At 50.0% G+C, this 23,605-nt stretch carries 23 protein-coding genes and 1 tRNA gene; 23 read left to right on the forward strand and 1 reads right to left on the reverse strand.

Features of this window, described 5'->3' with window-relative positions; genetic code table 11:
- Positions 1 to 35: 35 nt before the first annotated feature.
- The 20 genes from F456_RS0110300 (at position 36) to dnaB (ending at position 18,341) form a co-directional block, all read left to right on the forward strand.
- Positions 36 to 1,205, forward strand: coding sequence for an aminotransferase class V-fold PLP-dependent enzyme (locus F456_RS0110300; protein WP_018976946.1), 1,170 nt, complete (start codon positions 36 to 38; stop codon positions 1,203 to 1,205).
- A gap of 143 nt (positions 1,206 to 1,348) precedes the next feature.
- Entirely contained in the window at positions 1,349 to 1,849 is a 501-nt protein-coding gene (locus tag F456_RS0110305; RefSeq protein ID WP_026293800.1) for a DUF4446 family protein, read from the forward strand.
- A gap of 2 nt (positions 1,850 to 1,851) precedes the next feature.
- On the forward strand, positions 1,852 to 2,103 hold the full coding sequence (locus F456_RS0110310; protein ID WP_018976948.1) for a putative Se/S carrier protein: 252 nt from the start codon (positions 1,852 to 1,854) through the stop codon (positions 2,101 to 2,103).
- A 91-nt stretch (positions 2,104 to 2,194) separates the two neighbouring features.
- Positions 2,195 to 3,283 (forward strand): mechanosensitive ion channel family protein, encoded by a 1,089-nt coding sequence (locus tag F456_RS22305; protein ID WP_018976949.1) that lies wholly within the window; start codon positions 2,195 to 2,197, stop codon positions 3,281 to 3,283.
- Positions 3,284 to 3,301: 18 nt separating this feature from the next.
- A complete protein-coding gene (locus tag F456_RS0110320; RefSeq protein ID WP_018976950.1) occupies positions 3,302 to 3,514 on the forward strand; it encodes a DUF951 domain-containing protein in 213 nt (70 codons plus the stop codon).
- Positions 3,515 to 3,678: 164 nt separating this feature from the next.
- Positions 3,679 to 3,769: transfer RNA gene (locus tag F456_RS0110325), tRNA-Ser, on the forward strand.
- A gap of 167 nt (positions 3,770 to 3,936) precedes the next feature.
- Positions 3,937 to 4,227: a 30S ribosomal protein S6 gene (rpsF, locus tag F456_RS0110330; RefSeq protein ID WP_018976951.1), complete on the forward strand. Its 291-nt coding sequence runs from the start codon at positions 3,937 to 3,939 to the stop codon at positions 4,225 to 4,227.
- Positions 4,228 to 4,260: 33 nt separating this feature from the next.
- Entirely contained in the window at positions 4,261 to 4,806 is a 546-nt protein-coding gene (gene ssb / locus F456_RS0110335) for a single-stranded DNA-binding protein (RefSeq protein WP_018976952.1), read from the forward strand.
- Positions 4,807 to 4,827: 21 nt separating this feature from the next.
- Positions 4,828 to 5,103 carry a 30S ribosomal protein S18 gene (rpsR, locus tag F456_RS0110340; RefSeq protein ID WP_018976953.1) on the forward strand — a complete coding sequence of 92 codons (276 nt, stop codon included), beginning with the start codon at positions 4,828 to 4,830 and terminating at the stop codon, positions 5,101 to 5,103.
- Between the two features lie 736 nt (positions 5,104 to 5,839).
- Positions 5,840 to 7,594, forward strand: a complete 1,755-nt coding sequence (locus F456_RS0110345) for an ABC transporter substrate-binding protein (RefSeq protein WP_018976954.1) — start codon at positions 5,840 to 5,842, stop codon at positions 7,592 to 7,594.
- Between the two features lie 90 nt (positions 7,595 to 7,684).
- Positions 7,685 to 8,647 (forward strand): ABC transporter permease, encoded by a 963-nt coding sequence (locus F456_RS0110350; RefSeq protein WP_018976955.1) that lies wholly within the window; start codon positions 7,685 to 7,687, stop codon positions 8,645 to 8,647.
- Positions 8,648 to 8,735: 88 nt separating this feature from the next.
- Positions 8,736 to 9,590: an oligopeptide ABC transporter permease gene (opp4C, locus tag F456_RS0110355; protein WP_229675615.1), complete on the forward strand. Its 855-nt coding sequence runs from the start codon at positions 8,736 to 8,738 to the stop codon at positions 9,588 to 9,590.
- A gap of 67 nt (positions 9,591 to 9,657) precedes the next feature.
- On the forward strand, positions 9,658 to 10,644 hold the full coding sequence (locus F456_RS0110360) for an ABC transporter ATP-binding protein (RefSeq protein WP_018976957.1): 987 nt from the start codon (positions 9,658 to 9,660) through the stop codon (positions 10,642 to 10,644).
- Complete coding sequence (locus F456_RS0110365; RefSeq protein WP_018976958.1) at positions 10,641 to 11,651, forward strand: ABC transporter ATP-binding protein; 1,011 nt, start codon at positions 10,641 to 10,643, stop codon at positions 11,649 to 11,651. Before F456_RS0110360 ends, F456_RS0110365 begins: the two co-directional genes overlap by 4 nt.
- Positions 11,652 to 11,876: 225 nt before the next feature.
- Positions 11,877 to 12,839 carry a D-alanyl-D-alanine carboxypeptidase family protein gene (locus tag F456_RS22310; protein ID WP_018976959.1) on the forward strand — a complete coding sequence of 321 codons (963 nt, stop codon included), beginning with the start codon at positions 11,877 to 11,879 and terminating at the stop codon, positions 12,837 to 12,839.
- 244 nt (positions 12,840 to 13,083) lie between these two features.
- Entirely contained in the window at positions 13,084 to 13,515 is a 432-nt protein-coding gene (locus F456_RS0110375; RefSeq protein WP_018976960.1) for a CBS domain-containing protein, read from the forward strand.
- An 86-nt stretch (positions 13,516 to 13,601) separates the two neighbouring features.
- Entirely contained in the window at positions 13,602 to 14,528 is a 927-nt protein-coding gene (locus F456_RS0110380; RefSeq protein WP_018976961.1) for a DUF2232 domain-containing protein, read from the forward strand.
- Between the two features lie 12 nt (positions 14,529 to 14,540).
- Entirely contained in the window at positions 14,541 to 16,532 is a 1,992-nt protein-coding gene (locus tag F456_RS0110385) for a DHH family phosphoesterase (RefSeq protein WP_018976962.1), read from the forward strand.
- Complete coding sequence (rplI, locus tag F456_RS0110390) at positions 16,529 to 16,972, forward strand: 50S ribosomal protein L9 (RefSeq protein WP_018976963.1); 444 nt, start codon at positions 16,529 to 16,531, stop codon at positions 16,970 to 16,972. The genes F456_RS0110385 and rplI overlap by 4 nt, the downstream gene beginning before the upstream one ends.
- 1 nt (position 16,973) lies before the next feature.
- Positions 16,974 to 18,341 (forward strand): replicative DNA helicase, encoded by a 1,368-nt coding sequence (dnaB, locus tag F456_RS0110395; protein ID WP_018976964.1) that lies wholly within the window; start codon positions 16,974 to 16,976, stop codon positions 18,339 to 18,341.
- 110 nt (positions 18,342 to 18,451) lie between these two features.
- On the opposite strand, the gene F456_RS0110400 is transcribed toward dnaB, so the two are convergent.
- The gene (locus F456_RS0110400) at positions 18,452 to 18,829 is read right to left on the reverse strand and encodes a DUF2512 family protein (RefSeq protein WP_018976965.1); all 378 of its coding nucleotides are present in this window, start codon (positions 18,827 to 18,829) and stop codon (positions 18,452 to 18,454) included.
- Between the two features lie 575 nt (positions 18,830 to 19,404).
- Here F456_RS0110400 and F456_RS0110405 point away from each other — a divergent pair.
- From F456_RS0110405 to yycF, 3 genes are all read left to right on the forward strand, one after another.
- Positions 19,405 to 20,691: an adenylosuccinate synthase gene (locus F456_RS0110405; protein ID WP_018976966.1), complete on the forward strand. Its 1,287-nt coding sequence runs from the start codon at positions 19,405 to 19,407 to the stop codon at positions 20,689 to 20,691.
- Positions 20,692 to 20,885: 194 nt separating this feature from the next.
- A complete protein-coding gene (locus tag F456_RS0110410; RefSeq protein ID WP_018976967.1) occupies positions 20,886 to 22,523 on the forward strand; it encodes a peptidoglycan DD-metalloendopeptidase family protein in 1,638 nt (545 codons plus the stop codon).
- A 348-nt stretch (positions 22,524 to 22,871) separates the two neighbouring features.
- Positions 22,872 to 23,600 carry a response regulator YycF gene (gene yycF, locus F456_RS0110415; protein WP_018976968.1) on the forward strand — a complete coding sequence of 243 codons (729 nt, stop codon included), beginning with the start codon at positions 22,872 to 22,874 and terminating at the stop codon, positions 23,598 to 23,600.
- Positions 23,601 to 23,605: the final 5 nt, after the last annotated feature.

Below are 23,605 nucleotides of genomic sequence, written 5' to 3' on the forward strand. Positions count from 1 at the left end.
ATCAATCCGCGTCCAGAGGACAAGGAGGACTGCAAATGAACCGAAACGCGGATAAGCCTGTCATTTATTTGGATCATGCGGCGACTTCCTGGCCTAAGCCGGCAGCGGTGCTGGAGGCCATGCATCATTCCATGTTAGAAGAAGCAGCCAATCCCGGTCGTGGAGGCCATCGTATGGCTGTGTCGGCAGGCCGGGTACTGATGCGAACACGTATGGAACTTGGCCGGTTGTTCGGCGTATCGAATCCTAACGACATTGTTTTTATGCCGAATACGACTGCAGCACTGAATCAAGCGATCAAAGGTCTGCTGCGTTCGGGCGATCACGTTATTGCTACAATGATTGAACACAACTCTGTGCGCAGACCGCTTGAGTATATGCGGCGGGAACATGGCGTGCAGGTCGATTATGTACAAGCTGATGAATTTGGTATGATCAATCCTTCAGAAATCGCTGCACTTTGCAGACCCAACACACGAATGATCGTCTGCAATCACAGTTCAAATTTGCTCGGCAGTATTCTTCCTGTAGCGGACATCGCCGAAATCGCCAAAAGCCGAGGAGCCGTTCTGCTGGTTGATGCGGCCCAGAGTGCTGGCGTAATGGATATCCATGTTGAACATCTGGGCATCGACATGTTGGCTTTCCCGGGACACAAAGGACTGCTCGGACCACAGGGAACCGGAGGACTGTACATCCATCCTTCAATCGACCTTATACCGCTGATTCATGGCGGAACAGGAAGTCAGTCCGAAGAAGCCGATCAACCGTCTATACGGCCTGACCGCTACGAAGCAGGTACTCCGAATACTGTTGGAATCGCTGGACTTGGTGCTGGCGTCAGACATGTACTGCAAGAAGGACCTGCTGTGATCGGCCGTAGAGAATGGGAGCTTACTCAGCTTCTGATGGGACGACTGTCCTCCGTGAGCGGACTAAGGCTGCTGGGTCCGAAATTGGGTGAACCGCGAACAGGCATCGTATCTTTTACTGTTGAAAGTATGGATTCCGCCAAGGTCGCTTTTAGGCTGGATCGTGAATACGGCATTGCCGTGCGTGCCGGTTACCACTGCACACCGCTGGCCCATCGCGTTTCGAATACGACGGACGGCGGCGCTGTGCGAAGCAGTGTGGGCTGCGATACGACCGAAGCTGATACGGAAGCTCTGGCAAATGCAATTGTGGAAATAGTAGGTTCCGTGTAGAGCGGTTAGCAATCGGGTATATACCGAAGATGCACCCGCCGATTTGGTTAGAAAATATTTACTTGGACATGCAGAAAAACCTCGATTCATTCAGGATTTATAAGTATGCCGAAGACAAGCGACAGAAGGGAAAGAGTCGAAGCATGACAGAATTGAATCAATTAATTTCCGAGCAGCTGTTTGTCATCATAGCCGCCTTGACGGTGTTGGTGTTCCTCCTTCTGTTTGTCGTCCTATCGCAGTCTGTCAAATTGAACCGACTGCGCAAAAAATACGAGCGTATGATGGCTGGAGCGGGAATCGAAGATTTAGAGTCGCTGCTGCTCAATTTGAAAATGCAAACCGATTCCGTGGAAGACGAGCAGGAGAAACAGCGCCGAACACTGATGATGATCGAGCAGCGTCAGCGGATATCGAAGTCCAAGCTCGGAGTCAAACGTTACAATGCCTTTTCGGATCAGGGCAGCGATCTTAGTTTCTCCCTTGCACTGTTGGATGAGCTGGACAACGGTATCGTGATGAGCGGCCTGCACAACCGGGAAAGCTCTTATGTCTATGCGAAGCCAATTGAACAGGGGGCATCGAAGTACGCGCTGTCGCCTGAAGAGAAGGATGCAATTGAGATTGCGCGCCGGGAGGGCTGACCGTGGACGAACAGAATCTGATCATCGCCTTCGACTCGTCACAGCAGGCACTGCGTGCGGAAATGATTTTGGAAGAGGAGCCGATCGCCATCGAGCTGTGTCCGACTCCCAAGGAGATCACCGCAGGCTGTGCTTTATGTATCGCTTTTTCCGAAACTGAATTCGAGCGGGTGCAGACGATTGTCGAACGGGAGCGTATCGAAATCCGGGGCATATTCCGGAAAAGCGGCCCCGATTACAATCAGTTGACTTGAATCCAAACGAAAGGCCCGCACTTACCCAGAATTGTATGGTGCCTGGCAGCACCGGGGAGGTAGGCGCGCGGCTGAAGGAAGGAGCGCTGACATGTCTGACATGTTAAAAAGATTTTTGACCGCAGACGATACGAATATACCGGAACAGGCGACCGATACGGCAAAAGAAGCCGTAACGTTTATGACAAGCGTATGGAATAGGTTGACCGACCCGGCTACTTGGCTGGCTCTTGCCGATACGGCACTGCGTATTGTGCTAATCGTGGTTCTGGCTCAGATCGCCATTCGAATCTCGTACCGGATTATCGATCGGGCTATTCTGCGTCAGAGCGAAGAAGGCAAAGGAAATAAATTCAGAGTAAAGCCGAGACGATTCGTCACAATTGGCAAGCTGCTGAAAAATATGGCGTTGATCGTATTCAACTTCATCATGCTGCTGCTGATTATCTCCGAATTGGGATATGATCTTGCACCGTTGATTGCAGGTGCCGGCGTCGTCGGATTGGCAATCGGCTTCGGAGCGCAGAGTCTGGTCAAAGATGTTATCACCGGATTCTTTATCGTATTTGAAGATCAGTTTGCGGTAGGGGATGTCGTACAAATTGCGACTTACAAAGGCACGGTCGAAGTAATCGGTCTGCGAACAACCCGGCTCCGAAACTGGAACGGGGAGGTATACGTGATTCCGAACGGAACGATCACAAACGTGACAAACTTTTCGCTCGCCAATGCTAAAGCGGTAATCGACATTCCGATGAGTGCGGACCATGCGCTTGATGAATCGCTCAAGCTCGTTAGCCGCGCAGTGGAAAAAGCTCGTGACAAAAACGTCAAAGTGCTGGAGCTGCCAGAAGTTCGCGGCATTCAGACAATGACAACCGGCGAGTATACACTGCGAGTCGTCGTGAACTGCGAACCGAATGCACAAAGTGAAGTGGAGAGCCTGATCCGCGGCGAAGTCAAAAGAGCGTTGGAGCGTGACGATGCGCTGAAGAAAGCGCTGGCCGAAGAGGCCGAGCGCAAAGCTCAAGCCGAAGAAGAACGCAAAGAAACAGAGGCCAAAGCGCTTGAATCGTCCAGCGTGGATATGCAGGTGTCGGGTCCGGGGAAGCCAGAGGTTGAAAAAACGGATGCGGAGAAAAAGCCAAACACGGAAGACAAGCCGCATTCGGCGCAGTAAATGAAGGGAGTGGTACGAGTGGAACGCAAAGTGTTCGGCCTAGGGGACATTGTACAGATGAAAAAGCCGCATCCTTGCGGCAGTAACGAAATGGAGATCATTCGTATGGGCATGGATATTCGGATCAAATGCACCGGATGCCAGCATAGCGTTCTGATCCCTAGAGCCAAGTTTGAAAAAAACCTCAAAAAAGTACTCAAGTCAGCGGCTGCAGAAGAGCCGCAGGGATAAGCCAAAGCCCCGAACCGTTCAAAGCGGCAGCAGCCGATACAGGAAGAAGCCGACAGTTCGGGGCTTGGATTTGTCTGATTTAATTTTTTCAAGGAATTTAAGTTAAGCGCTTGATTTCATAAAGAGCCTGCTGTATAATAAATCTTGTTGTAAAACTTGCTTGTGGAGAGGTACCCAAGAGGCCCAAGGGGGCTGACTCGAAATCAGTTAGGCGTCATCAGGCGTGCGTGGGTTCGAATCCCACCCTCTCCGCCATATTGTTACTCAGACTAACGACCAAGGGTCGTTTTTTTGTTTTTATCGACGATATAATTTTGTTGATACTGTAGGCGAAGTCTGATATAATAATACGGTCCGGGCTTACAGCCCGTTCCTTGCTCCCAACAGGATTGGGGGCCTTAGTCCAAGAGGAGGTGAAACATATGCGCAATTATGAAGTGATGTACATCATTCGTCCAGACGTTGAACAAGAAGTGGTAGACGCCGCTATCAATAGATTCTCTGGCATCATCACTACGGGTAATGGCGAAATTACCAAGCACGATGCTATGGGTAAACGTCGCCTCGCGTATGAGATCAAGAAATACCGTGACGGATTCTACGTTCTGACTAACTTTACGGCAACGCCGGAAGTTATTTTCGAACTTGAACGCGTTATGAAGATTTCTGACGATGTCATTCGTTACCTGATTACCGTAGTACCAACGAAGTAATCGGAAACTTACCGTGTAAAGGATGGGATCGAGATGTTGAACCGAGTCATTCTGATCGGCCGGCTGACACGCGACCCTGAGCTGCGGTACACGCCTGCGGGCGTAGCCGTAACCCAGTTTACGATTGCAGTCGACCGTCCGTTTACGAGTCAAGGCGGAGAACGCGAAGCGGACTTCATTCCAGTAGTGACCTGGCGCCAGCTGGCAGAAACTTGTGCAAACTATTTGCGCAAAGGACGTCTGACAGCGGTAGAAGGCCGTATTCAAGTACGGAACTACGAAAATAACGAAGGTAAACGTGTATACGTCACTGAAGTTATTGCCGATAATGTCCGTTTCCTGGAATCGCCAAAAAGCGATGGCGGATCGAGCCGCGATGAGTCGTCTTCTTATGGAGGCGGCAGCAATGGCGGAGGCAACAGCGGCGGAGGAAATCGTCCTGAACCATCTTACGGTGGTGGAGGCGGTGGAAATCGCGGCGGTGGCCAAGCTCCTCGTGGAGGCGGAAGCAACAGTCAGGATCCTTTTTCCGATGACGGAAGACCGATCGATATTTCGGATGATGACCTGCCATTCTAATTATAGAAAGGAATGAATCTAATGAGCTTTAGACAACGTGATGCCGGAGACGGCGAAAGACGTCCAAGCGGCGGCCGTCGTGGCCGCAACAAGCGTCGTAAAGTATGTTATTTCACTGTAAATAAGATCACTTTCATCGACTATAAAGATACGGACCTGCTCCGTAAATTTATCAGCGAGCGCGGCAAAATCTTGCCACGTCGTGTAACAGGAACAAGCGCGAAATACCAGCGCATGCTGACTGTTGCTATCAAACGTTCCCGTCAGGTAGCCCTGCTGCCTTACACAACGGAATAGGATAAACGACATAAAAGACGACCGATTTTATCGGTCGTCTTTTTTTATTGTCCAAAAGATTACTGCAGCCGACAAAAAAAGCTGTACAAATATGAAAACGTTCTTATAATAAAAGGAAAACAAAAAAGAGTTAGGAAGTGTCTTCCAGATTCCTTTCCTTTATAATTGCTCATCCATTTTTTCAATAATCGATGAAGCCAGATCCCCTTCTTAATATCACTTCTTAAAAGATGATAAATCCTTTTTCTTGTCACGTATCCTAACATCAAAAAGCATGACGATTACATATCCTTTATGAAAAGGGATTGTTTTACGCTGCCTTAACGTTTTTTTATTCAAAAAACAGATATAAAATTCAATTTTCCGCTTAGGATGAAACAGAAATGGGCTTTTTTTCTTAAAAAATCTATTGACGTGAGTATAATTTACACGTATTATTGACATTAAATTTACCGCTGGTTCATTAAGCAAACGCATTAAATCTAGTATTTATGCGACTTGAAATCAACCAAGGGTTAAATGCTGGGATTTGCAGATACCTTTATGCATTTATGCTTAAAGAGAGAAAGAGAAAATTTGCAGTCCAATTGCCGGCCGCCGTAGGGTTTTGCTTGAAATAATCTAGTCGCTACGCGATTTCCGATTATTTTCATCGCTTTTGAAGCTTTAGAATCTGTTACGAGGAGAAAGAAGAGTTCGAGAACAAATTCTAAATAACTCAATTAGGGGGATCTACATGAAAAAGAGATTGTCTTTGATGCTCGTGACACTGATGGCCTTCGGTTCGATTTTGGCAGCTTGCGGTGGGAACGAAGAAGCGGCTCCTGCAGCAGCACCTACTGAAAATTCCACGACGGGCGAAACAGGTGCGGAAGAAAGTGCAGCAACCGAAGAGGTTAACAAGGCGAACGGCATTATCGAGGCCACCGACATGAGCATGAACCCGGCAACCGCTACATCCCGTACGGATACCATCGTAGTCGGCATGACGGCTCCACAAGGCATTTTCAACCCTCTGTTCTACACGACGGCCTATGACAACTACGTAAACCAAGTTGTCTTCTCAGCCATGATGAAGGTCAAAGCAGACGGCACATATGAGAACGACCTGGCGGAATCGATCGATATTTCCGAAGACAATCTTACTTATACGTTCCATATTCGTGACGACGCGCAGTTTAGCGATGGCACGCCAGTAACAGCAAACGACTATCTCTTTACAATGAAAGTATATATGGATGCGACTTATGACGGGCCTTCCGACCCGCTCAGCTGGAATATCGTAGGCTCGGAAGAATACAATAAAGGCACTTCTTCCGAAATTCCCGGTATTAAAGTTATTGACGACAAGACGGTTGAAGTAACGGTTAGCGAATACTCGGCCATCACACTGCCGGAACTCTCCATTTACGTCCTGCCTGAAGCCTACTATGGCAAAGACTACAAGCAAGGTGACGTAACGTCGGTTAAAGCACTCAACGCCGAGCCAGTAGGCTCCGGTCCTTACAAGCTGACGGGCTACACGCCTGGACAAGAAGTTAACTTCGAAGCCAACGAAAATTACTATGGTGGAACACCTAAGACGCCTAAGCTGATTTACCGTACCACAACTGATAACACGAACATGGCGATGCTGCAGTCCGGCGAAACGGATTTGGACAACGTTACGGTAAGTGAAGACAATGTGGAAGAACTGCAGGGACTGGGCTTTGTTGAAATGCACGTTCTGCCAAACTTGGGCTACGGTTATATCGGTATGAACAACGAAAGTCCTCTGTTCTCCGACAAGAAGGTTCGCCAGGCATTGACCTACGGTCTGAACCGTGCTGAGGTTGTTGAAGCGATCTATGGTCCTTACGCTGAAGTTATCAACATTCCGGAATCGACAGTATCCTGGGCTTATACGGAAGAAGACATCAATCCATATGAGTATGATCCGGAACAAGCCAAGGCACTTCTGGAAGAAGCCGGTTGGGTAGAAGGTTCCGATGGTATCCGCGAAAAAGACGGCAAAAAGTTCAAAATTAACTTCTCGGCAACAGCAGACAACCCGGTTATCGACGCCCTGATTCCGATTATGACAGAGAACTATAGAGAGTTAGGCATCGAGCTGGTAACCGAGACGCTTGATTTCAACGCTATTATGGAAAATGTTAAAGCCGAAAACTATGAAATGTTCTTCGCAGCGTGGGGCCTGACTCCGGATCCGGATTCTACGGTCTACATTAGCGAAGGTGCGCAGAACAACAACAACTATTCCAACCCTGAAGTCGATAAGCTGATGAAAGAGGGCAAAAAAGAGCTGGACCTCGAAAAACGTAAAGCAATCTATGCGGATGTGTACAAATTGCTGAACGAAGATATGCCGGCAATCTTCCTGTACCAGAGAACGAACATGAACGCGATCAACGGCAGACTTGATGGCTGGGATATCTCGTCGTACAAAGAGTTCACGTACAGCTTGGATACCGTGACTATGGAAGCTCAATAATTCCCTCAAAATTCAGATTAGCGATCATCCGATATGCTCAGCTCGCGAGAGCTGGGCATATCGATTTCTATGCCAGGAGGAGAATAGCAAATGAGTCAGTTTATCATTCGGCGTCTGCTGCAGATGATCCCGACATTGATCGGGATTTCAATCATCGTTTTTATCATCTCCCAGTTGGTGCCCGGCGATTACATTACAGCTACACAAAATCCTAATATGACTGCCGAAAGAGCAGATCAGCTGCGCGCTATTTATGGTCTGGACAAACCTCCGGTACAGCAATATTTTGTTTGGGTGAAGAATATGCTGACAGGCAATCTAGGGGAGTCTTTCCAGCATAAAATGCCTGTTACTGAAGTCATTAGTACTTATGTATGGAATTCTTTTGTTATTGCATTTGTTTCTTCTCTTTTAAGTTGGATTATTGCCGCTTTTGTCGGGGTGTTCTCAGCACAATACCAGTATTCTTGGTTTGATAAAATGGTGACCCTGCTTGTCTTCCTTTGCATGTCGCTGCCATCATTCTTTATCGGTCTCTTAGCAATCAAGTATCTGGCTCTGGATTTGAAATTGTTCCCGATCGGCGGCATGACCACCGCGGGTTTAAACGCAGGCGGATGGGCCTACATAAAGGACGTCGCGCAGCATATGCTTCTTCCGGTAACGGTACTGACAGTCTTGAGTGTCGGAAGTCTCACACGTTATTTCCGAACGGGAATGCTGGAAGTTATTCGTCAGGACTATATCCGTACAGCTCGCGCTAAAGGACTCAAAGAGCATACGGTTATTTTCAAACACGCTTTCCGCAATGCGCTGCTTCCGGCTATTACACTGCTCGGGCTTGAACTTCCGACTTTGTTCGGAGGAGCCATGATTCTGGAGCAGGTCTTCACCTGGCCGGGTATCGGGCAAATTTACTTGGCTTCGCTGAACATGCGCGATTATCCGCTGATGCTCGGATTTACGATGTTCCTGGCTGTACTGACGCTTATCGGCAACTTGATTTCCGACATTTTATACGGCGTTGCGGACCCGAGAATTCGCTTAAAGTAGGAGGAGATTAAAAGTGGAACAGCCGTTAAATCGAACCGAGCAGCTTCAGGAGCAGCTCAAACTTGTTAAAGTCGAATCTCCCTGGAAAATCGCGTTTCGCCGTTTTGCACGAAACAAGCTTGCGGTCATTGGTCTGACTATTCTCGTATTGATGTTCCTGCTTTGTTTCATAGGACCGCTATTTTCTCCCTATACATTGATGCAAACCAATATTCCAGGTAAAAATCAGGCGCCGAATGCGACTCATTGGTTAGGAACGGACAAGCTGGGTCGGGATATCCTGCTGCGTATGATGCTTGCCGGTCGAATCTCCTTGACCGTCGGTATTGTGGCAACGGCAATTGCTGTTGCTATCGGCGTTACGCTTGGAGCTGTCGCCGGCTTCTATCGTAAATTCGCCGATACGTTGATCATGCGAATCGCCGATATTTTCCTGGCACTTCCTTCCCTGCCGATCTTGATTACACTGGGTGCCATTCTGTCCGACCTTAAAGTTAACCCAAGTCAACGGATTTACTTCCTGATGCTCATTATCGGGGTATTGGGCTGGGTATCGCTGGCGCGTCTGGTACGAAGCCAAATCCTGACGCTGCGCGAGCAGGAATTCATGCAGGCAACCGAAGCGCTCGGTTTGCGGGATAACCGTAAAATTTTCCGTCACTTGATGCCGAATACCATTCCGATTATTATCGTGTCGGCAACATTGGGTGTAGCCGGCGCAATCATCACCGAGTCGGCGCTCAGCTTCTTGGGTCTTGGCGTTGTGCCTCCAACCCCATCATGGGGCAATATGATTAATGCGGCCAATAATCTGGTCGACTTCCGCAAACGTCCGTGGATCTGGATTCCGCCAGGCTTCTGCATTTTGATCACCGTAACGGCGATCAATCTGATCGGAGACGGCCTGCGTGATGCGCTCGATCCAAAGATGAAAACACGGTAAGAATTGAGACAACAGGCGATAAACGAAACGATAAAGCTGCAAATAATGAAGAAGTAGGAGAGACAAAATGGCAAAAGAACTGGTCGAATTCCGTAACCTCGAGACTCACTTTAAAACGTCTGCCGGAACTGTCAAAGCGGTTAACGATGTCAGCTTCTCCATACGCGAAGGCGAAACGCTGTGCGTTGTTGGCGAGTCGGGCTGCGGCAAAAGCGTAACGGCAATGTCCCTGATGCAGCTAATCGAGTCTCCTCCGGGCAAGATCGTCGGCGGCGAAATTATATTCGAGGGCAAAGACCTGTTGAAGCTGAGCAAGAAGGACATGAGCCGCCTGCGCGGTAATGAAATTGCGATGATCTTCCAGGAGCCCATGTCGTCTCTGAACCCGGTATTCACAATCGGCAAGCAGATTACTGAGCCGCTGTTATATCATCTGGGCATGACACAGAAAGAAGCGAAAGCGCGCGCGATCGAATTGATTACGATGGTAGGGATTCCACGTCCGGAAAAAATCTACGATTCGTACCCGCATGAATTAAGCGGCGGTATGCGTCAGCGGATCATGATCGCGATCGCGCTGAGTTGCAATCCGAAGCTGCTGATCGCCGATGAGCCGACAACGGCGCTTGATGTCACGATTCAAGCCCAGATTCTGGACCTGATGCGCGATATCAAGGGCAAGATGAATACGGCGATCATGATGATCACCCACGATCTCGGCGTCGTAGCGGAGATGGCTGACTTTGTCGTCGTTATGTATGCCGGTAAGGTAATCGAAGAAGCTCCTGTATTGGAATTGTTCAAAAATCCTCAGCATCCTTATACTCAGGGACTGCTGAAAGCCAAGCCAGTCATCAACCAACGTCAGGAACGCCTGTATTCCATTCCAGGCCAAGTACCGAACCCGGTCGATCTGGGGGACAACTGCCATTTCCACGATCGCTGCGAATTCTGCATGGAAATCTGCAAAGCCAAGACGCCGCCTTTACGTACGCATGCGGACGGACACAAGACAGCCTGCTGGCTGTATGAAGAGGAGGGGAAAGCGCAATGAGCGAATCGGTGGTCCAATTGGACAAGCAGCAGAGCGGCGGAAGCAGCCAACCCCTCGTCCGGGTCGACAATCTGAAAAAGTATTTCCCGATTACAGGCGGAGTCTTCCAGCGCCGTGTCGGTGATGTGAAAGCTGTCGACGGCGTTTCTTTTGCTATTAATAGAGGAGAATCTTTCGGTCTTGTAGGCGAGTCGGGCTGCGGTAAGAGCACAATCGGACGGACTCTGCTGCGTCTGAACGATAAGACCGACGGTACCGTCACTTTTGATGGACAGGATCTGCACAAGCTTTCCAAAAGCGATCTGCGCAATATGCGTACCAAGATGCAGATCGTATTCCAGGATCCTTTCAGTTCGCTGAACCCTCGGATCAAGGTAGGCGAAGCAATCGGCGAAGCGTTGATCGACCATGGTCTTGCCAGTCGAAAAGATGTAAAAAATCGCGTTATCGAAACAATGAAAATTTGCGGCCTCGCCGAGTATCATTACGATCGATTTCCACATGAGTTTTCTGGCGGTCAGCGTCAGCGGATCGGAATTGCCCGCGCACTGATCATGAACCCCGAGTTCATCGTTGCCGACGAGCCGGTATCTGCACTCGACGTATCGATTCAAGCCCAAATCATCAATTTGCTCAGCGATCTTCAGCGTGAGAAGCAGTTGACCTACCTGTTCATTTCTCACGATCTTAGTGTCGTCGAGCATCTGTGCAACCGTGTAGGCGTGATGTATCTGGGTACAATGATGGAGATGGCGCCGACAGACGAGCTGTTCAGCAACCCGCTGCATCCGTATACGAAAGCCTTGATGTCGGCTATTCCGATCCCGGATCCGACACTGAAGCGCGAACGTATTGTCCTACAGGGCGATATTCCAAGCCCGGCGAATCCGCCTTCCGGCTGCAAATTTCATACGCGCTGCCCAATGGCGGCGGATATTTGCAAGCAGCAGGTGCCGGAATACCGGAATGTAGGCAATGAACACTTCGTAGCCTGCCACTTTGCTTGAGAAGCTGATCTACGAACAATAAAATCCGATTATCCAGTACAATCTTATATTTTCTTTCGGGAAGCCTGGCTCAAATGCCAGAGCTTCCTTTTTATTTTTCCTTTTTGGTTGCGCTTACACCGTATTGTGATCAAATTTGTCATTAAAAGGTTAATTTTTTTTCGTTTTTTGCAGACTAAAATCCGTTTTCATACGTCTATAAGAGTAGTGAAGGGAGCGGATCGAATGAAGAACGGTGGCATATGGAAAAAAGGAACGCTGGTTGTCTTAGTCGTACTGCTGCTGTTGGTTCCTCAACAGCTGCTGGCTGATCATTCGAAGATCGAAGCGGCAGCTGCCGTTCTGATCGATGCGCAAACGGGAGAAATTTTGTGGGAAACTGAAGGAGATCGAGTACTGCCTGCTTCGGGTATTGCTCAATTGATGACGGAATGGCTGGTGCTTGATGCAGTACGGAGCGGCCGGATTAACTGGGAAGATTCGGTACGTATAGGGGGAGAGCCGAGAAATGATACGGTTCAACTTTCGAATTTCTATGATGGTAAAGGCAATAGTGGTATTCCTCTGCGTTCCGAGGATCAGATTCCGCTGAACGAGCTGTTTATGGGATTGACCGTATCATCGTCCAAGGAAGCTGAGGCAGCGCTGGCCCGCTACGCGGGAAGCTCGGAAGCTTCTTTTGCCTGGATGATGAACGACAAGGCACGCCGAATCGGTATGTCGCCTTCAACATTGTTTAAGCCGGTTACAGCCGGACCGGTGAGAGACTTGGACGAAACGTCTGCTGACCAGCCGCTTTCCGGAAGCCGAATGACTGCAAAAGATGCGGCTGCGCTGTGCCGGGCGCTAATTGAAGCGCATCCTGAAATTCTGCGGATGTCTTCAGTAGCGCAGACTGAAATCAGTTCTCGCAGCATTTACTTGACGAACAATAATGCCATGCTGCCGGAATTTGCCGGCCCGCATGCTTATCGTGGACTCGACGGATTGAAGGTCTGTGGATCCGAGCAAGACGGTTATTCTTTTGCCGGAACAGCGCAGCGCGACGGAAAGCGTCTGATTGTTGTCATTATGGGCGCGCAAAGTCGGGAGAAAAGTTTTCAGTCTGCCGGCCGACTGCTTGACTATGGATATGCGCGGTCGGGTTCTATCGTTGAGCGTGCCGCATCTTGGATGAAGCTGGTATAGCCTAGACAAAAACACATAGCGCAATAAAGCGAAAATATGAATTCTGAATCAGCGGCCTACTATGCAGCCGCTGATTTTTACTTTCTGCATCGAGTTTACGTTATAATGAAATGGCGGACCGGTTGAACGACCCCTTTTAAAAGATCTATCTTCCCATAGGATTCGAAGATGTCGTTTTTAGGGTGATGAACAAGAGAATCTTCATCTGCCGCCGAGTTCAACAATAGAGAAGGAGAAATCCGTTATGAATATTGCTTTTTTCCTGCTGCCTAAGCATGAAGTCGCATTCGTTACGCTCGATGCTACACTTCGCCAAGTCATTGAGCGTATGGAACATCATCGTTATACCGCGATCCCGATCATTGACAAAGAGGGCCAGTACGCCGGTACCGTTACAGAAGGCGATATCCTATGGCACATGAAGCATTCAGAAGGCAAAATCACTTTTGAGAACGCTTCACGATTTATGCTTAAGGAAGTGCCACTGCGTATGAACAACAGGCCGGTATCGATCGAATCCGACATGGCCGATCTGATCAATTTGTCTAAAACCCAGAACTTTGTTCCGGTTGTCGACGATCGCAGCCGATTTATCGGTATTGTGCGCCGCAGCCAGATTATCGAGTACTGTGCGAGTTTTGTTGCCAGACAGAACGATGCGGCGCAAAATAAATAACATCCCGGGCACGCGGTATCGGCGTCCATTCGGAATATGCTATAATAAATGCTAAACTTTCATATCCGCACAAGAGGTGAATCTACTTGAAATTGCGTTTGTCCTCGGCGATGTGGGCCATCCTATATTTGCTGGTTCTTCTGTCGCTGTTAACGCCGCTGTCCGCGATCACTCTGCTGGTTATGATCGTTCCGGCAGCTGTGCTTTACGCCTCTTTGCGCGTAAACGTTTTTTGGCTGCACGTCCTGCCTGTGTTTGCGATACTGGGCATTTTATCCGGCGGACTGGCGCCGTACACACTGATTTTAGCTTTTTATTTCTTGGTGCCCGGCATCGTTATGGGACATCTGTACAAGAAGCGCGCTCCTGCGCTGCAGACGATCGCATACGGAGCGGGTACACTGCTCGGTCTGCTTCTTATTTTGCTGGCCGGTGCCAAGCTTCTGCGCGGATTCGACCTGTCGAGTTACGTGAGCAATTTCGTTCATGACACATTTGATCCGCTGCTGGCCGTAGCAGAAGTAAATCCGATGATTAGCGATCAATGGAGTCCGGACTTTATTTTTGCGCTGTCCAATCAGACGGTCATGATGATTCCGCTCGGCATCACCGTAAGTTCGCTTGTATTGGCGGTGATTACTCATGCGATCGTTCGGCCAACGCTGTCTTCTATGGGTGTGGCGGTGCCCAAGCTGCGTCCTGCACACGAATGGAGACTTCCGCGTGCGCTGCTGTTCTATTATTTTATCGTTCTCATTTTGGAGATCATGACTTTCAATGAGGCGGACGGATTCTGGAAAGCAGCCGCAATCAACCTTCTTCCGCTGCTGCAGCTCGGTTTCACCGTGCAGGCAGTCGGATTCTGGTTTTTTATCGGGCACATCAAAAAGTGGCATCGGGCGCTCTCTATCCTGATGGCGGTCGTAACGGTTATTTTTCCACCGATGCGAATTATCGGCATCATCGATCTGGCATTCCCGCTGCGAGAGTTCATTACAAGACCTAAGCGATAGGGTGAGAAAACCATGCCAAACTTTTTGCTGAAACGCTGGTACGGTTATCGGACCGTTTGGGCGTTTCTCCTGCTGCTGATATTGACCGCGTTTGTCACGGCGTATAACTGGCTGCTCGGCCTGCTATCGTTGTGTCTCGTTATCGTCGTCATTTTCGTTATGCTGCGGGCGGAACTGAAATTCAGGCGCGAACTTGCCGAATATACTTCTACACTCTCCTACCGCGTAGGCGGCATCGAAGGCGAGATTACAAGCCGTCTGCCGTTCGGTCTGCTGCTGTACGATAAGGATCGTACAATTGAATGGCATAACCGTCAGGTCAGCCAACTGCTTGGAATCGATACAGCCATTGGGCTTTCTCTTTCCGAACTGCTGCCCGGACTGCCTCCATTGGCTCGAGATAAAAAAGACGGCTCGAAAGAACCGCTGAGTCAAGTCAGAGCGGAAATCGAAGTAGGTGCGGAGACGTACGACGTTCGGGTCTATCCGGAAGAGCGGCTGATCTATCTGCAGAAAATGACGGAGATGGCCGAGCTGCGGGAACGATACGAGAAAGAAAGTTTGACGCTTGGCATACTGGTGCTCGACAATTTGGATGAAGCATTCCAAGGAATGGACGATCAGCAGCGGACGCTGACTATCGCCCGTGCAACCAGTTTGATTAACGGTTGGGCACGTCAGTATGAAGTTTATTTACGGCGGTTGTCCAGCGAGCGCTATATGATGCTGCTGAACCAAGCGTCGCTGGAGAAGCTGGAGAACAGCCGCTTCGTGATTCTCGACGAGGTGCGCGAGGCAACGAGCGACCTTAAGGTGCCAATGACACTCAGCATCGGTCTGGCCTGCGGCAGCGAGAAAATCAGCGAATTGGGCGCATTGGCGCAGTCCAGCCTTGATATGGCACTTGGTCGCGGCGGTGATCAGGCGGCAGTCAAAGCAGGACAGCGGCTGTCGTTCTACGGCGGCCGTTCCAATGCGGTGGAGAAAAGGACTCGAGTGCGGGCTCGCGTCATCGCACACGCGCTGCGCGACTTGATCAAGCGCAGCGACCGGGTGCTGATTATGGGACACCAGAATCCGGACATGGACGTGATCGGTGCAGCGATCGGCATGCTGAAAGCTGCCGAAAGACTGGATGTCGAGGCCAGTATTGTGTTGGCCGGCGACAATCCTTCTATTGCTAAGATGATGGAACATATCCGTGACGATTCAACGCTTGAGGACCAATTTATTTCACCGGATGAAGCCCTTTCGTTAATGACCGAACGCACGCTGCTTGTTGTTGTCGATACACACAAACAATCGATGACGATCGAGCCGAAGCTTGTGCAGCGAGCGAAGCAGGTGGTCGTGATCGACCATCACAGACGCAGCGAGGAATTCATTAATGATGCTGTCATTGTATACTTGGAGCCGTACGCTTCTTCCACCAGTGAGCTGGTAACGGAGCTGCTGCAGTACATTGACGACAATATGGCGCTGACTCCGCTTGAAGCCACATCGCTGCTCGCCGGTATTACGGTAGACACCAAGCATTTCGCACTGCATACCGGATCGCGAACATTCGAAGCGGCAGGATTTTTGCGCCGCAGCGGCGCAGATACCATGCTTGTACAGCGCATCTTGAAAGAAAATCTGAATGAGTACATTTCAAAAGCAGAGATTATCAAGCATACCCGTGTCGTCATGGGCGGGGTGGCGCTTGCTGTTACCGAAGAAGGGCACCAATTTCCGCAGCTGCTGATTGCACAGGCCGCGGATACGCTGCTCAATATGACGGACGTGAACGCGTCGTTCGTCATCGGCAGCCGACCCGACGGGCTGACCGCCATCAGTGCCCGCTCATTCGGCAAAATTAATGTTCAAGTCGTCATGGAGCGTTTGGGCGGCGGCGGGCATTTGACCAATGCGGCAGTGCAGCTCGACATTTCTCCGCAGGAAGCGGAAAAGAAACTGCTTGCCGTACTTGAAGACATCGAAAAGGAAGAGGGGCTATTTGAATGAAGGTTATTTTTCTGAAAGACGTTAAAGGACAAGGCAAAAAAGGCGAAGTTAAGGAAGTATCGGAAGGCTATGCACATAATTTTCTGTTTAAGAACGGAGCGGCAAAGCCGGCAACTCAAGGCAATGTGAAGACGCTTGAAAACCAGCATGCGGCTGAAGAAAAGCGTAAAGAAGAAGAGAAGCAGGAAGCAATCGAAGCCGGCAAGAAGCTGGAAGAGATTACGGTACAGATCAAGGCTAAAGCCGGAGAAGGCGGCCGCCTATTCGGTGCCATCACAAGCAAACAAATTGGTGAAGCGTTGTCCAAGCAGGGAATCAAAATTGACAAGCGCAAGATCGAGCTCGATGAGCCGATCCGTGCACTGGGGGTAACCCAGGTTCCAGTTAAACTGCATAAGGAAGTCAAAGCAACGCTTAAGGTCCAGGTTACGGAGGAATAAGATGAGCGAGGATCTCTTTTTCGACCGGATTCCGCCGCAAAATCTGGAAGCGGAGCAGGCCGTACTGGGTGCGGTGCTGCTTCAGGCCGAGGCACTTATTACAGTCATGGAGAAAATTACGGCCGACGATTTTTACGACAAGTCGCACCAGATGATATTCGAGGCTATGGTCCAACTCGGGGAAGAGAGTCAGCCGATCGATCTCGTGACGCTGGCCTCGCTGCTCAAAGATAAAGGTCAGCTTGAAGATCTTGGCGGAGTCAGCTATCTGTCCAAACTGGCGCATGCGGTTCCGACGGCTGCCAACGTCGAATATTATGCGCAGATGATTGAAGAAAAAGCGATGCTGCGCCGGCTGATCCGCACTGCAACGCAGATTGTCAGCGAAGGTTATACCGGCGGGGAAGATGTCGGACTGATGCTGAGCGACGCGGAGCGCAAAATCCTCGAGATTTCCAACCGTCGATCGAGCGGCGGCTTTGTCGCCATTCGCGATGTATTGATGGAAGTATTCGACCGCGTTGAAACGCTGCATCAGAACTTGGGCGGCGGCGGTACGACAGGTATTCCATCCGGCTTCGTCGATCTGGACAATATGACAGCCGGTTTCCAACGCAACGACTTAATCATTCTGGCAGCGCGTCCTTCTGTCGGCAAGACAGCGTTCGCGCTTAACGTCGCGCAGAATGTCTCGGTTCGTGCGGGAGAGACTGTAGCGATCTTCAGTCTCGAAATGTCGGCAGCTCAGCTTGTTCAGCGTATGATCTGTGCCGAAGCGAATCTGGATGCCAGTGTTATGCGGACAGGGGAATTTAAGAGCGATGAAGATTGGACCAAGCTGACGATGGGTATTGCGTCGCTGTCCGAAGCCGAAATTTATATCGATGATACGCCGGGAATCACGGTGGCGGACATTCGATCCAAGTGCCGCCGGCTTAAAAAGGAAAAAGGACTTGGCATGATCGTGATCGATTATCTGCAGTTGATCAGCGGACGCGGTAAAGCGGGCGAGAACCGTCAGCAGGAAGTCTCGGAAATTTCACGTACGTTGAAGCAGATTGCGCGGGAACTGGAAGTGCCGGTTATCGCCCTGTCCCAGCTCAGCCGGGGTGTCGAGCAGCGTCAGGACAAACGTCCGATGATGTCCGACCTTCGGGAATCGGGTTCGATCGAGCAGGATGCTGACATCGTCGCTTTCCTCTACCGGGACGATTATTACAATGCGGATACGGAAAAAAAGAATATCATCGAGATTATTATTGCCAAACAGCGTAACGGCCCTGTTGGCACCGTCGAGCTGGTGTTCCTGAAAAACTTCAATAAATTCGTCAATTATGAACGGGCTCATTCGGATTCGTTCGCAGGATAGCAAAAGGCCCGGACATCCGTTGGATGTCCGGGCCTTTTTGCTGTGCATCATAAGGTTCTAAATCATGAGTTGAGAGGTCTTTCTGTTATCCATGCTCAGTCCTACCGCTCTTAGCGCTGCATAGGCATACGGGCATGTCCAGCGTTGTCTTTCCGGCCTGGGATGCCGCTCTGCAGCAGCCAGACGTGGAAGAAGAATTCGAAGATCCCAACGACCAGCGCAATAACGAACAGTTCGAAGAACGAAAGTCCCCATCCCAGCATTTCGGAAGCGGCCCAGAGTACAACATACGACAAGGCGGCATCTGCAAGGGTAGCGACGGTATTACCTGCCGCTGGCAGAATAAACATATCGCCGATTACGTAAGCGAGTGCTCCGAGAATTAAAGTAACAATCAGGGCGCTCATAAAACTCGCTTCTCCAAACCACATGGTCAGACCAATGATGGCAATTGCGTTCACGAGCATTTTCACTGCGATTTTAGCCATTCTTTTCACCTCTTTCAGAAGTTTTTGTCGTGTTGATTGGTTGTGCAAAAACGGCTTGTTGCTCTTTTTTTAAACGGACAGGCTCTCCTTTAAACACCTTTTTGCGGCGGAAGGAGAAAAGAGAAGGACAAATCATTTGATAAAAACGATCAAATTGCATGCAATTCAAAACAGTAAAGCATACAAATATCAATTAGATCTTTGAAAGCGGAAGAGAATATTCTTTTCCGCTTTTCTGCATTATTTCGCTTTTTTCCGACGTTTATGTCTCTTTCCTTAATCCCTTTTTCTTTTCATTTTCCGAACATTAGATTTATATACATCCTTATTCGTTCGTTATTTATTTGACTTTGGAAAAATGGGCTGGTACACTATTGGTGCTGTGTCAAAGCAGCATAAGGAGCGCTCTTCGGTCGCTCGGGTCCGCCTGGCGGACGCGGCGCATTCAGAGAGAGCCGTCTCCGCTCGTCCGTTAGCACGCTTCTCTGCAGTGTTTTCCACCAACGAATTTCCTGCCGGGATAGAGGACGGACGACCAATACAAAGGTGCAAAGGCACCCACGGAGGAATGTACAATGTCAACAGTAGTCGTAGTGGGAACGCAGTGGGGAGACGAAGGAAAAGGCAAGATTACGGATTATTTGGCGGAAGGCGCCGACGTGGTCGCTCGTTATCAAGGCGGCAACAATGCGGGCCATACCATTTTGATCGAAGAAAAAAAATACAAATTGACGATGATCCCATCGGGCATTTTCTATACAGATAAAGCCTGCGTAATCGGCAACGGGATGGTCATCAACCCGAAAGCGCTGATCGAGGAAATTAACTACATCCATGATAATGACTTTACAACGAAAAACTTGTCGATTAGCGATCGTGCACATATCATCATGCCGTACCATATGGTGTTGGACGCGCTTGAAGAAGAACGCAAAGGTCCAAACAAGATCGGAACAACAGGCAAAGGCATCGGACCCTGCTACATGGACAAAGCGGCCCGTATCGGTATTCGTATGGCGGATCTGATGGACGCTGAAGAGTTCGAGCTGAAACTGCGCCATCTGGTGAAAGAAAAGAACCACATGATCGAACAGGTATACGGCGGTACACCGGTCGATGTGGAAGAAATTTTGAAAGATTACCTGGGATATGCCGAAGTACTGCGTCCTTACGTATGCGATACATCGGTTGTGTTGAACGAGTACATCGATCAGGATAAAAAGGTGCTGTTTGAAGGCGCTCAAGGCGTAATGCTGGATATCGATCAGGGAACCTACCCGTTCGTTACGTCCTCCAACCCTTCTGCAGGCGGCGTGTGCATCGGTTCCGGCGTCGGTCCCGCTCGTATCAATCAAGTCATCGGCGTAGCCAAAGCTTATACAACGCGCGTAGGCGACGGACCGTTCCCGACTGAGCTGCACGATGCAATTGGCGACACGATCCGCGAAACAGGTCACGAGTACGGTACGGTAACAGGACGTCCGCGCCGTGTTGGCTGGTTCGATACGGTTGTCGTTCGTCATGCAAGACGTGTCAGCGGCATTACAGGTCTGTCCTTGAACTCTCTTGATGTTCTGACAGGGCTGGAAACGGTTAAGATCTGCACTGGCTACAAATTGAACGGCGAGATTATTACGCATTATCCGGCAAGCCTGAAGCAGCTCGCCCAGTGCGAAGCCGTATATGAGGAAATGCCGGGCTGGAGTGAAGATATTACCGGTGTTAAGACACTGGAAGAGCTTCCGGAAACGACTCGCAATTACGTGAACCGTGTTAGCGAACTGACAGGCATTCCGATCGCCATTTTCTCTGTTGGCCGCAACCGTGAGCAGACTAACCCAGTTATGCCGATCTACGTTTAATTTTAAGCTAGCAGACGGACGATCATAATCGTTTGTCAAAAAAGTTGCTTAGAAGCCTCCGAACCCGCGCCCGGCGCGGGTTTTTTGCTTTTTTGCAAAGTTGAATTGTAGAGGGCAGCTGTGTTAAAGTAAACGAAGGTTTGAAAAGGTTAAAATTTTGACACTATTTGATTTGCCAGGCAAAGGAGAAGATCATGGAAAGTTTGGACAACAAAGGCCAGGGCGAAGCAGCGTCTGTCGAAAAGTCGCAGATGCGGCAGAAAAACGAACACGTAATGGATAACAGACAGAAACCAAAAAAACTTCGTCGATGGGCAGCAGGAATTGTGGGCGGTATTGCGCTTGCGGGCGGACTAACCTTCGGCGGGTTCAAATACGTAGAGACTCATACTTATCCGTACTATACGGTTTATTCCGGCGATACGGAGATTGGAACGATCGCGGACAAAAAGCAGCTGGATCAGCTGATCGAGAAGAAGCAGCAGGAATTTTCGGAAAAATATCCAGATGCAAACATGAAGCTGTACACGGATGGTATTCGCGCAGAAGCGGCAGAAGGCTACAAAGTGACAGCGGATACGGAAGCTACGCTGCAGAAGCTGGACGAGTCGATCAAAGCTTATGCCACAGGCACCGAGCTGATCGTGGACGGCAAAACGATTGGCATCGTCAAAGACGAAGAGACTGCCAAGAAGCTGATCGAAAAAGCCAAAAAATCGTATATCGGCAAAGGCACTCAGACTGCAGCGGCAGCCCCTAAGCGAATTTCAACGGGGAGTAAGACCGTTACATACGGTTCCGCGTCCAAGCTCGATTCCATCAAGATCGACGATCAAATCGCTTATGAAGAAACTCAAACGTCCCCAACGCGAATTCTGACCGAAGAGGAAGCGTACAAGCTGCTGACGATCGGCGAAAAAGATCCGGTTACGTATACTGTTGCCGAAGGCGATACGGTAAGTTCGATCGCAGAAAAATTCGACATCACGCAGGATGAGCTGTACGCGAACAATTCGAACATTGAGGAATTTACGCTGCAGATCGGTCAGGTGCTGCGTATTACGCTGCCGGAGCCGGCTATAAACGTCACGACGGTTGAGACGGTCTCTGAAACGGTACCGACCGCTTCCGAAATGGTTATCCGCCGCAATTCCGATATGGCTTACGGCAAGCGAATCGTCGTTTCCGAAGGTAAAAAAGGTGTGAAACGCGTCGATTACCGGCTGACCAAAAAGAACGGTGAAATTGTACGTGAGGAATGGATTGGGCAGGAAGTCGTTCGCGCATCTTCCCCGGTCATTATCGTAAAAGGAACCAAAGTGATCGAAAAGCCTAAGCCGGTTGTCGTTCAAGAGTCGGTTGTCGATAAAGAACAAAGCGAAGAAACTTCGGTAAGCCGCACGCAGCAGTCGGCTCCTGAAGAGCCAAGCTCTTCAGACGATAACCAAGAACAGGTGACGGCGAGCGGCAGCGGCTTCAGCTGGCCGGTCAGCGGCGGATCGATCTCCAGTACGTTCGGCACCCGCTGGGGCAAGCTTCACGCCGGCATCGACTTGACGGGTCCATCGAATATAGCGGCATCCGCACCGGGGACGGTCACGTATGCCGGAGTGATGAGCGGCTACGGCAACATCGTAATCATCAGCCACAGCGATGGATACGAGACGCGCTACGGCCACTTGAAGAGTATGAGCGTCAGTGTCGGACAATCCGTTTCGCGCGGCCAGTCGATCGGAGTTATGGGCAATACCGGTCACTCGACGGGTACACACCTGCACTTCGAGATCCGCAAAGGCGGATCGCCTCAAAATCCACTATCCTATCTTCCTTAAAAAAAACGCCGCCGGTATTTTCCGGCGGCGATTTAGTGTCTTGAAGGTTTCATTTGCGAAGGCTAAAGCGAAAGGAGAATTTTGGTGTAGGAGCGTCAGCGTTCGCCTTTGCAATCGGGAAGCTTCCTTAGTGACGTGAATTCGGCTTCCCGATTGTAACATGCGACCGGAACGAAATTCTTCTGGAGCCTCTGCCTTCTGTGTTTCCAATGAAACATTATCGACATTCTGCGCCGCCGGACGTTTCCCGGCGGCGCTTTTTCCCGTCGCCTATGATAAAATGAAGAAGATATCCCTTCGAAAAGAACCGGAAAACAATAGGGAATCGAAGCAGGGGGGCTGGGAAAAATGCAGGGTAAAATCCTGGTTGTGGACGACGAGCAGCCGATTGCGGATATTTTAAAATTTAATCTTGAAAAAGAAGGCTACGAAGTCACCTGCGCGTTCGACGGAATCCGGGCAGTAGAGCTGGCATTGAGCGAATCGCCTGACCTTATTCTGCTGGATCTGATGCTGCCGGGCAAGGACGGGATGGACGTCTGCCGCGAAGTGCGGGCGAAGCTGCCGGTGCCGATCATCATGCTGACTGCCAAAGACGGCGAGATCGATAAAGTACTGGGACTTGAGCTGGGCGCGGACGATTACGTGACCAAGCCGTTCAGTACGCGCGAGCTGCTGGCACGGGTGAAGGCACAGATGCGGCGTCATCAGCCGGGAGCGGCACTGCATCCGGGAACAGGTATGCAGGAGCAGAAGCGGCAGGGATTGACGGTCGAAGACCTTTTTATCGATACGGATATGTATACCGTGTACAAGAACGGGGAACCGCTCGATCTGACACACCGCGAATATGAGCTGGTTTATTATATGGGGAAAAATGCTGGCAAAGTGATGACCCGCGAGCATCTGCTGCAGGCGGTATGGGGATTCGAATACTTTGGCGATGTACGCACCGTCGATGTAACGATTCGGCGGCTGCGCGAGAAGATCGAGGACGATCCGAGCAAGCCGGAATATATTTTGACCCGCCGCGGACTCGGCTATATGATGCGTTCCAACAAGCCGGGAGGATTTTGATCGAT

The sequence above is a fragment of the Saccharibacillus kuerlensis DSM 22868 genome (assembly GCF_000378145.1).
Taxonomy (GTDB): domain Bacteria; phylum Bacillota; class Bacilli; order Paenibacillales; family Paenibacillaceae; genus Saccharibacillus; species Saccharibacillus kuerlensis.

Coding starts and splice junctions, on each gene's coding strand:
- F456_RS0110300 (WP_018976946.1), top strand. CDS start 36: ATGAACCGAAACGCGGATAAGCCTGTCATTTATTTGGATCATGCGGCG.
- F456_RS0110305 (WP_026293800.1), top strand. CDS start 1,349: ATGACAGAATTGAATCAATTAATTTCCGAGCAGCTGTTTGTCATCATA.
- F456_RS22305 (WP_018976949.1), top strand. CDS start 2,195: ATGTCTGACATGTTAAAAAGATTTTTGACCGCAGACGATACGAATATA.
- rpsF (WP_018976951.1), top strand. CDS start 3,937: ATGCGCAATTATGAAGTGATGTACATCATTCGTCCAGACGTTGAACAA.
- ssb (WP_018976952.1), top strand. CDS start 4,261: ATGTTGAACCGAGTCATTCTGATCGGCCGGCTGACACGCGACCCTGAG.
- rpsR (WP_018976953.1), top strand. CDS start 4,828: ATGAGCTTTAGACAACGTGATGCCGGAGACGGCGAAAGACGTCCAAGC.
- F456_RS0110345 (WP_018976954.1), top strand. CDS start 5,840: ATGAAAAAGAGATTGTCTTTGATGCTCGTGACACTGATGGCCTTCGGT.
- F456_RS0110350 (WP_018976955.1), top strand. CDS start 7,685: ATGAGTCAGTTTATCATTCGGCGTCTGCTGCAGATGATCCCGACATTG.
- F456_RS0110360 (WP_018976957.1), top strand. CDS start 9,658: ATGGCAAAAGAACTGGTCGAATTCCGTAACCTCGAGACTCACTTTAAA.
- F456_RS0110365 (WP_018976958.1), top strand. CDS start 10,641: ATGAGCGAATCGGTGGTCCAATTGGACAAGCAGCAGAGCGGCGGAAGC.
- F456_RS22310 (WP_018976959.1), top strand. CDS start 11,877: ATGAAGAACGGTGGCATATGGAAAAAAGGAACGCTGGTTGTCTTAGTC.
- F456_RS0110375 (WP_018976960.1), top strand. CDS start 13,084: ATGAATATTGCTTTTTTCCTGCTGCCTAAGCATGAAGTCGCATTCGTT.
- F456_RS0110385 (WP_018976962.1), top strand. CDS start 14,541: ATGCCAAACTTTTTGCTGAAACGCTGGTACGGTTATCGGACCGTTTGG.
- rplI (WP_018976963.1), top strand. CDS start 16,529: ATGAAGGTTATTTTTCTGAAAGACGTTAAAGGACAAGGCAAAAAAGGC.
- dnaB (WP_018976964.1), top strand. CDS start 16,974: ATGAGCGAGGATCTCTTTTTCGACCGGATTCCGCCGCAAAATCTGGAA.
- F456_RS0110400 (WP_018976965.1), bottom strand. CDS start 18,829: ATGGCTAAAATCGCAGTGAAAATGCTCGTGAACGCAATTGCCATCATT.
- F456_RS0110405 (WP_018976966.1), top strand. CDS start 19,405: ATGTCAACAGTAGTCGTAGTGGGAACGCAGTGGGGAGACGAAGGAAAA.
- F456_RS0110410 (WP_018976967.1), top strand. CDS start 20,886: ATGGAAAGTTTGGACAACAAAGGCCAGGGCGAAGCAGCGTCTGTCGAA.
- yycF (WP_018976968.1), top strand. CDS start 22,872: ATGCAGGGTAAAATCCTGGTTGTGGACGACGAGCAGCCGATTGCGGAT.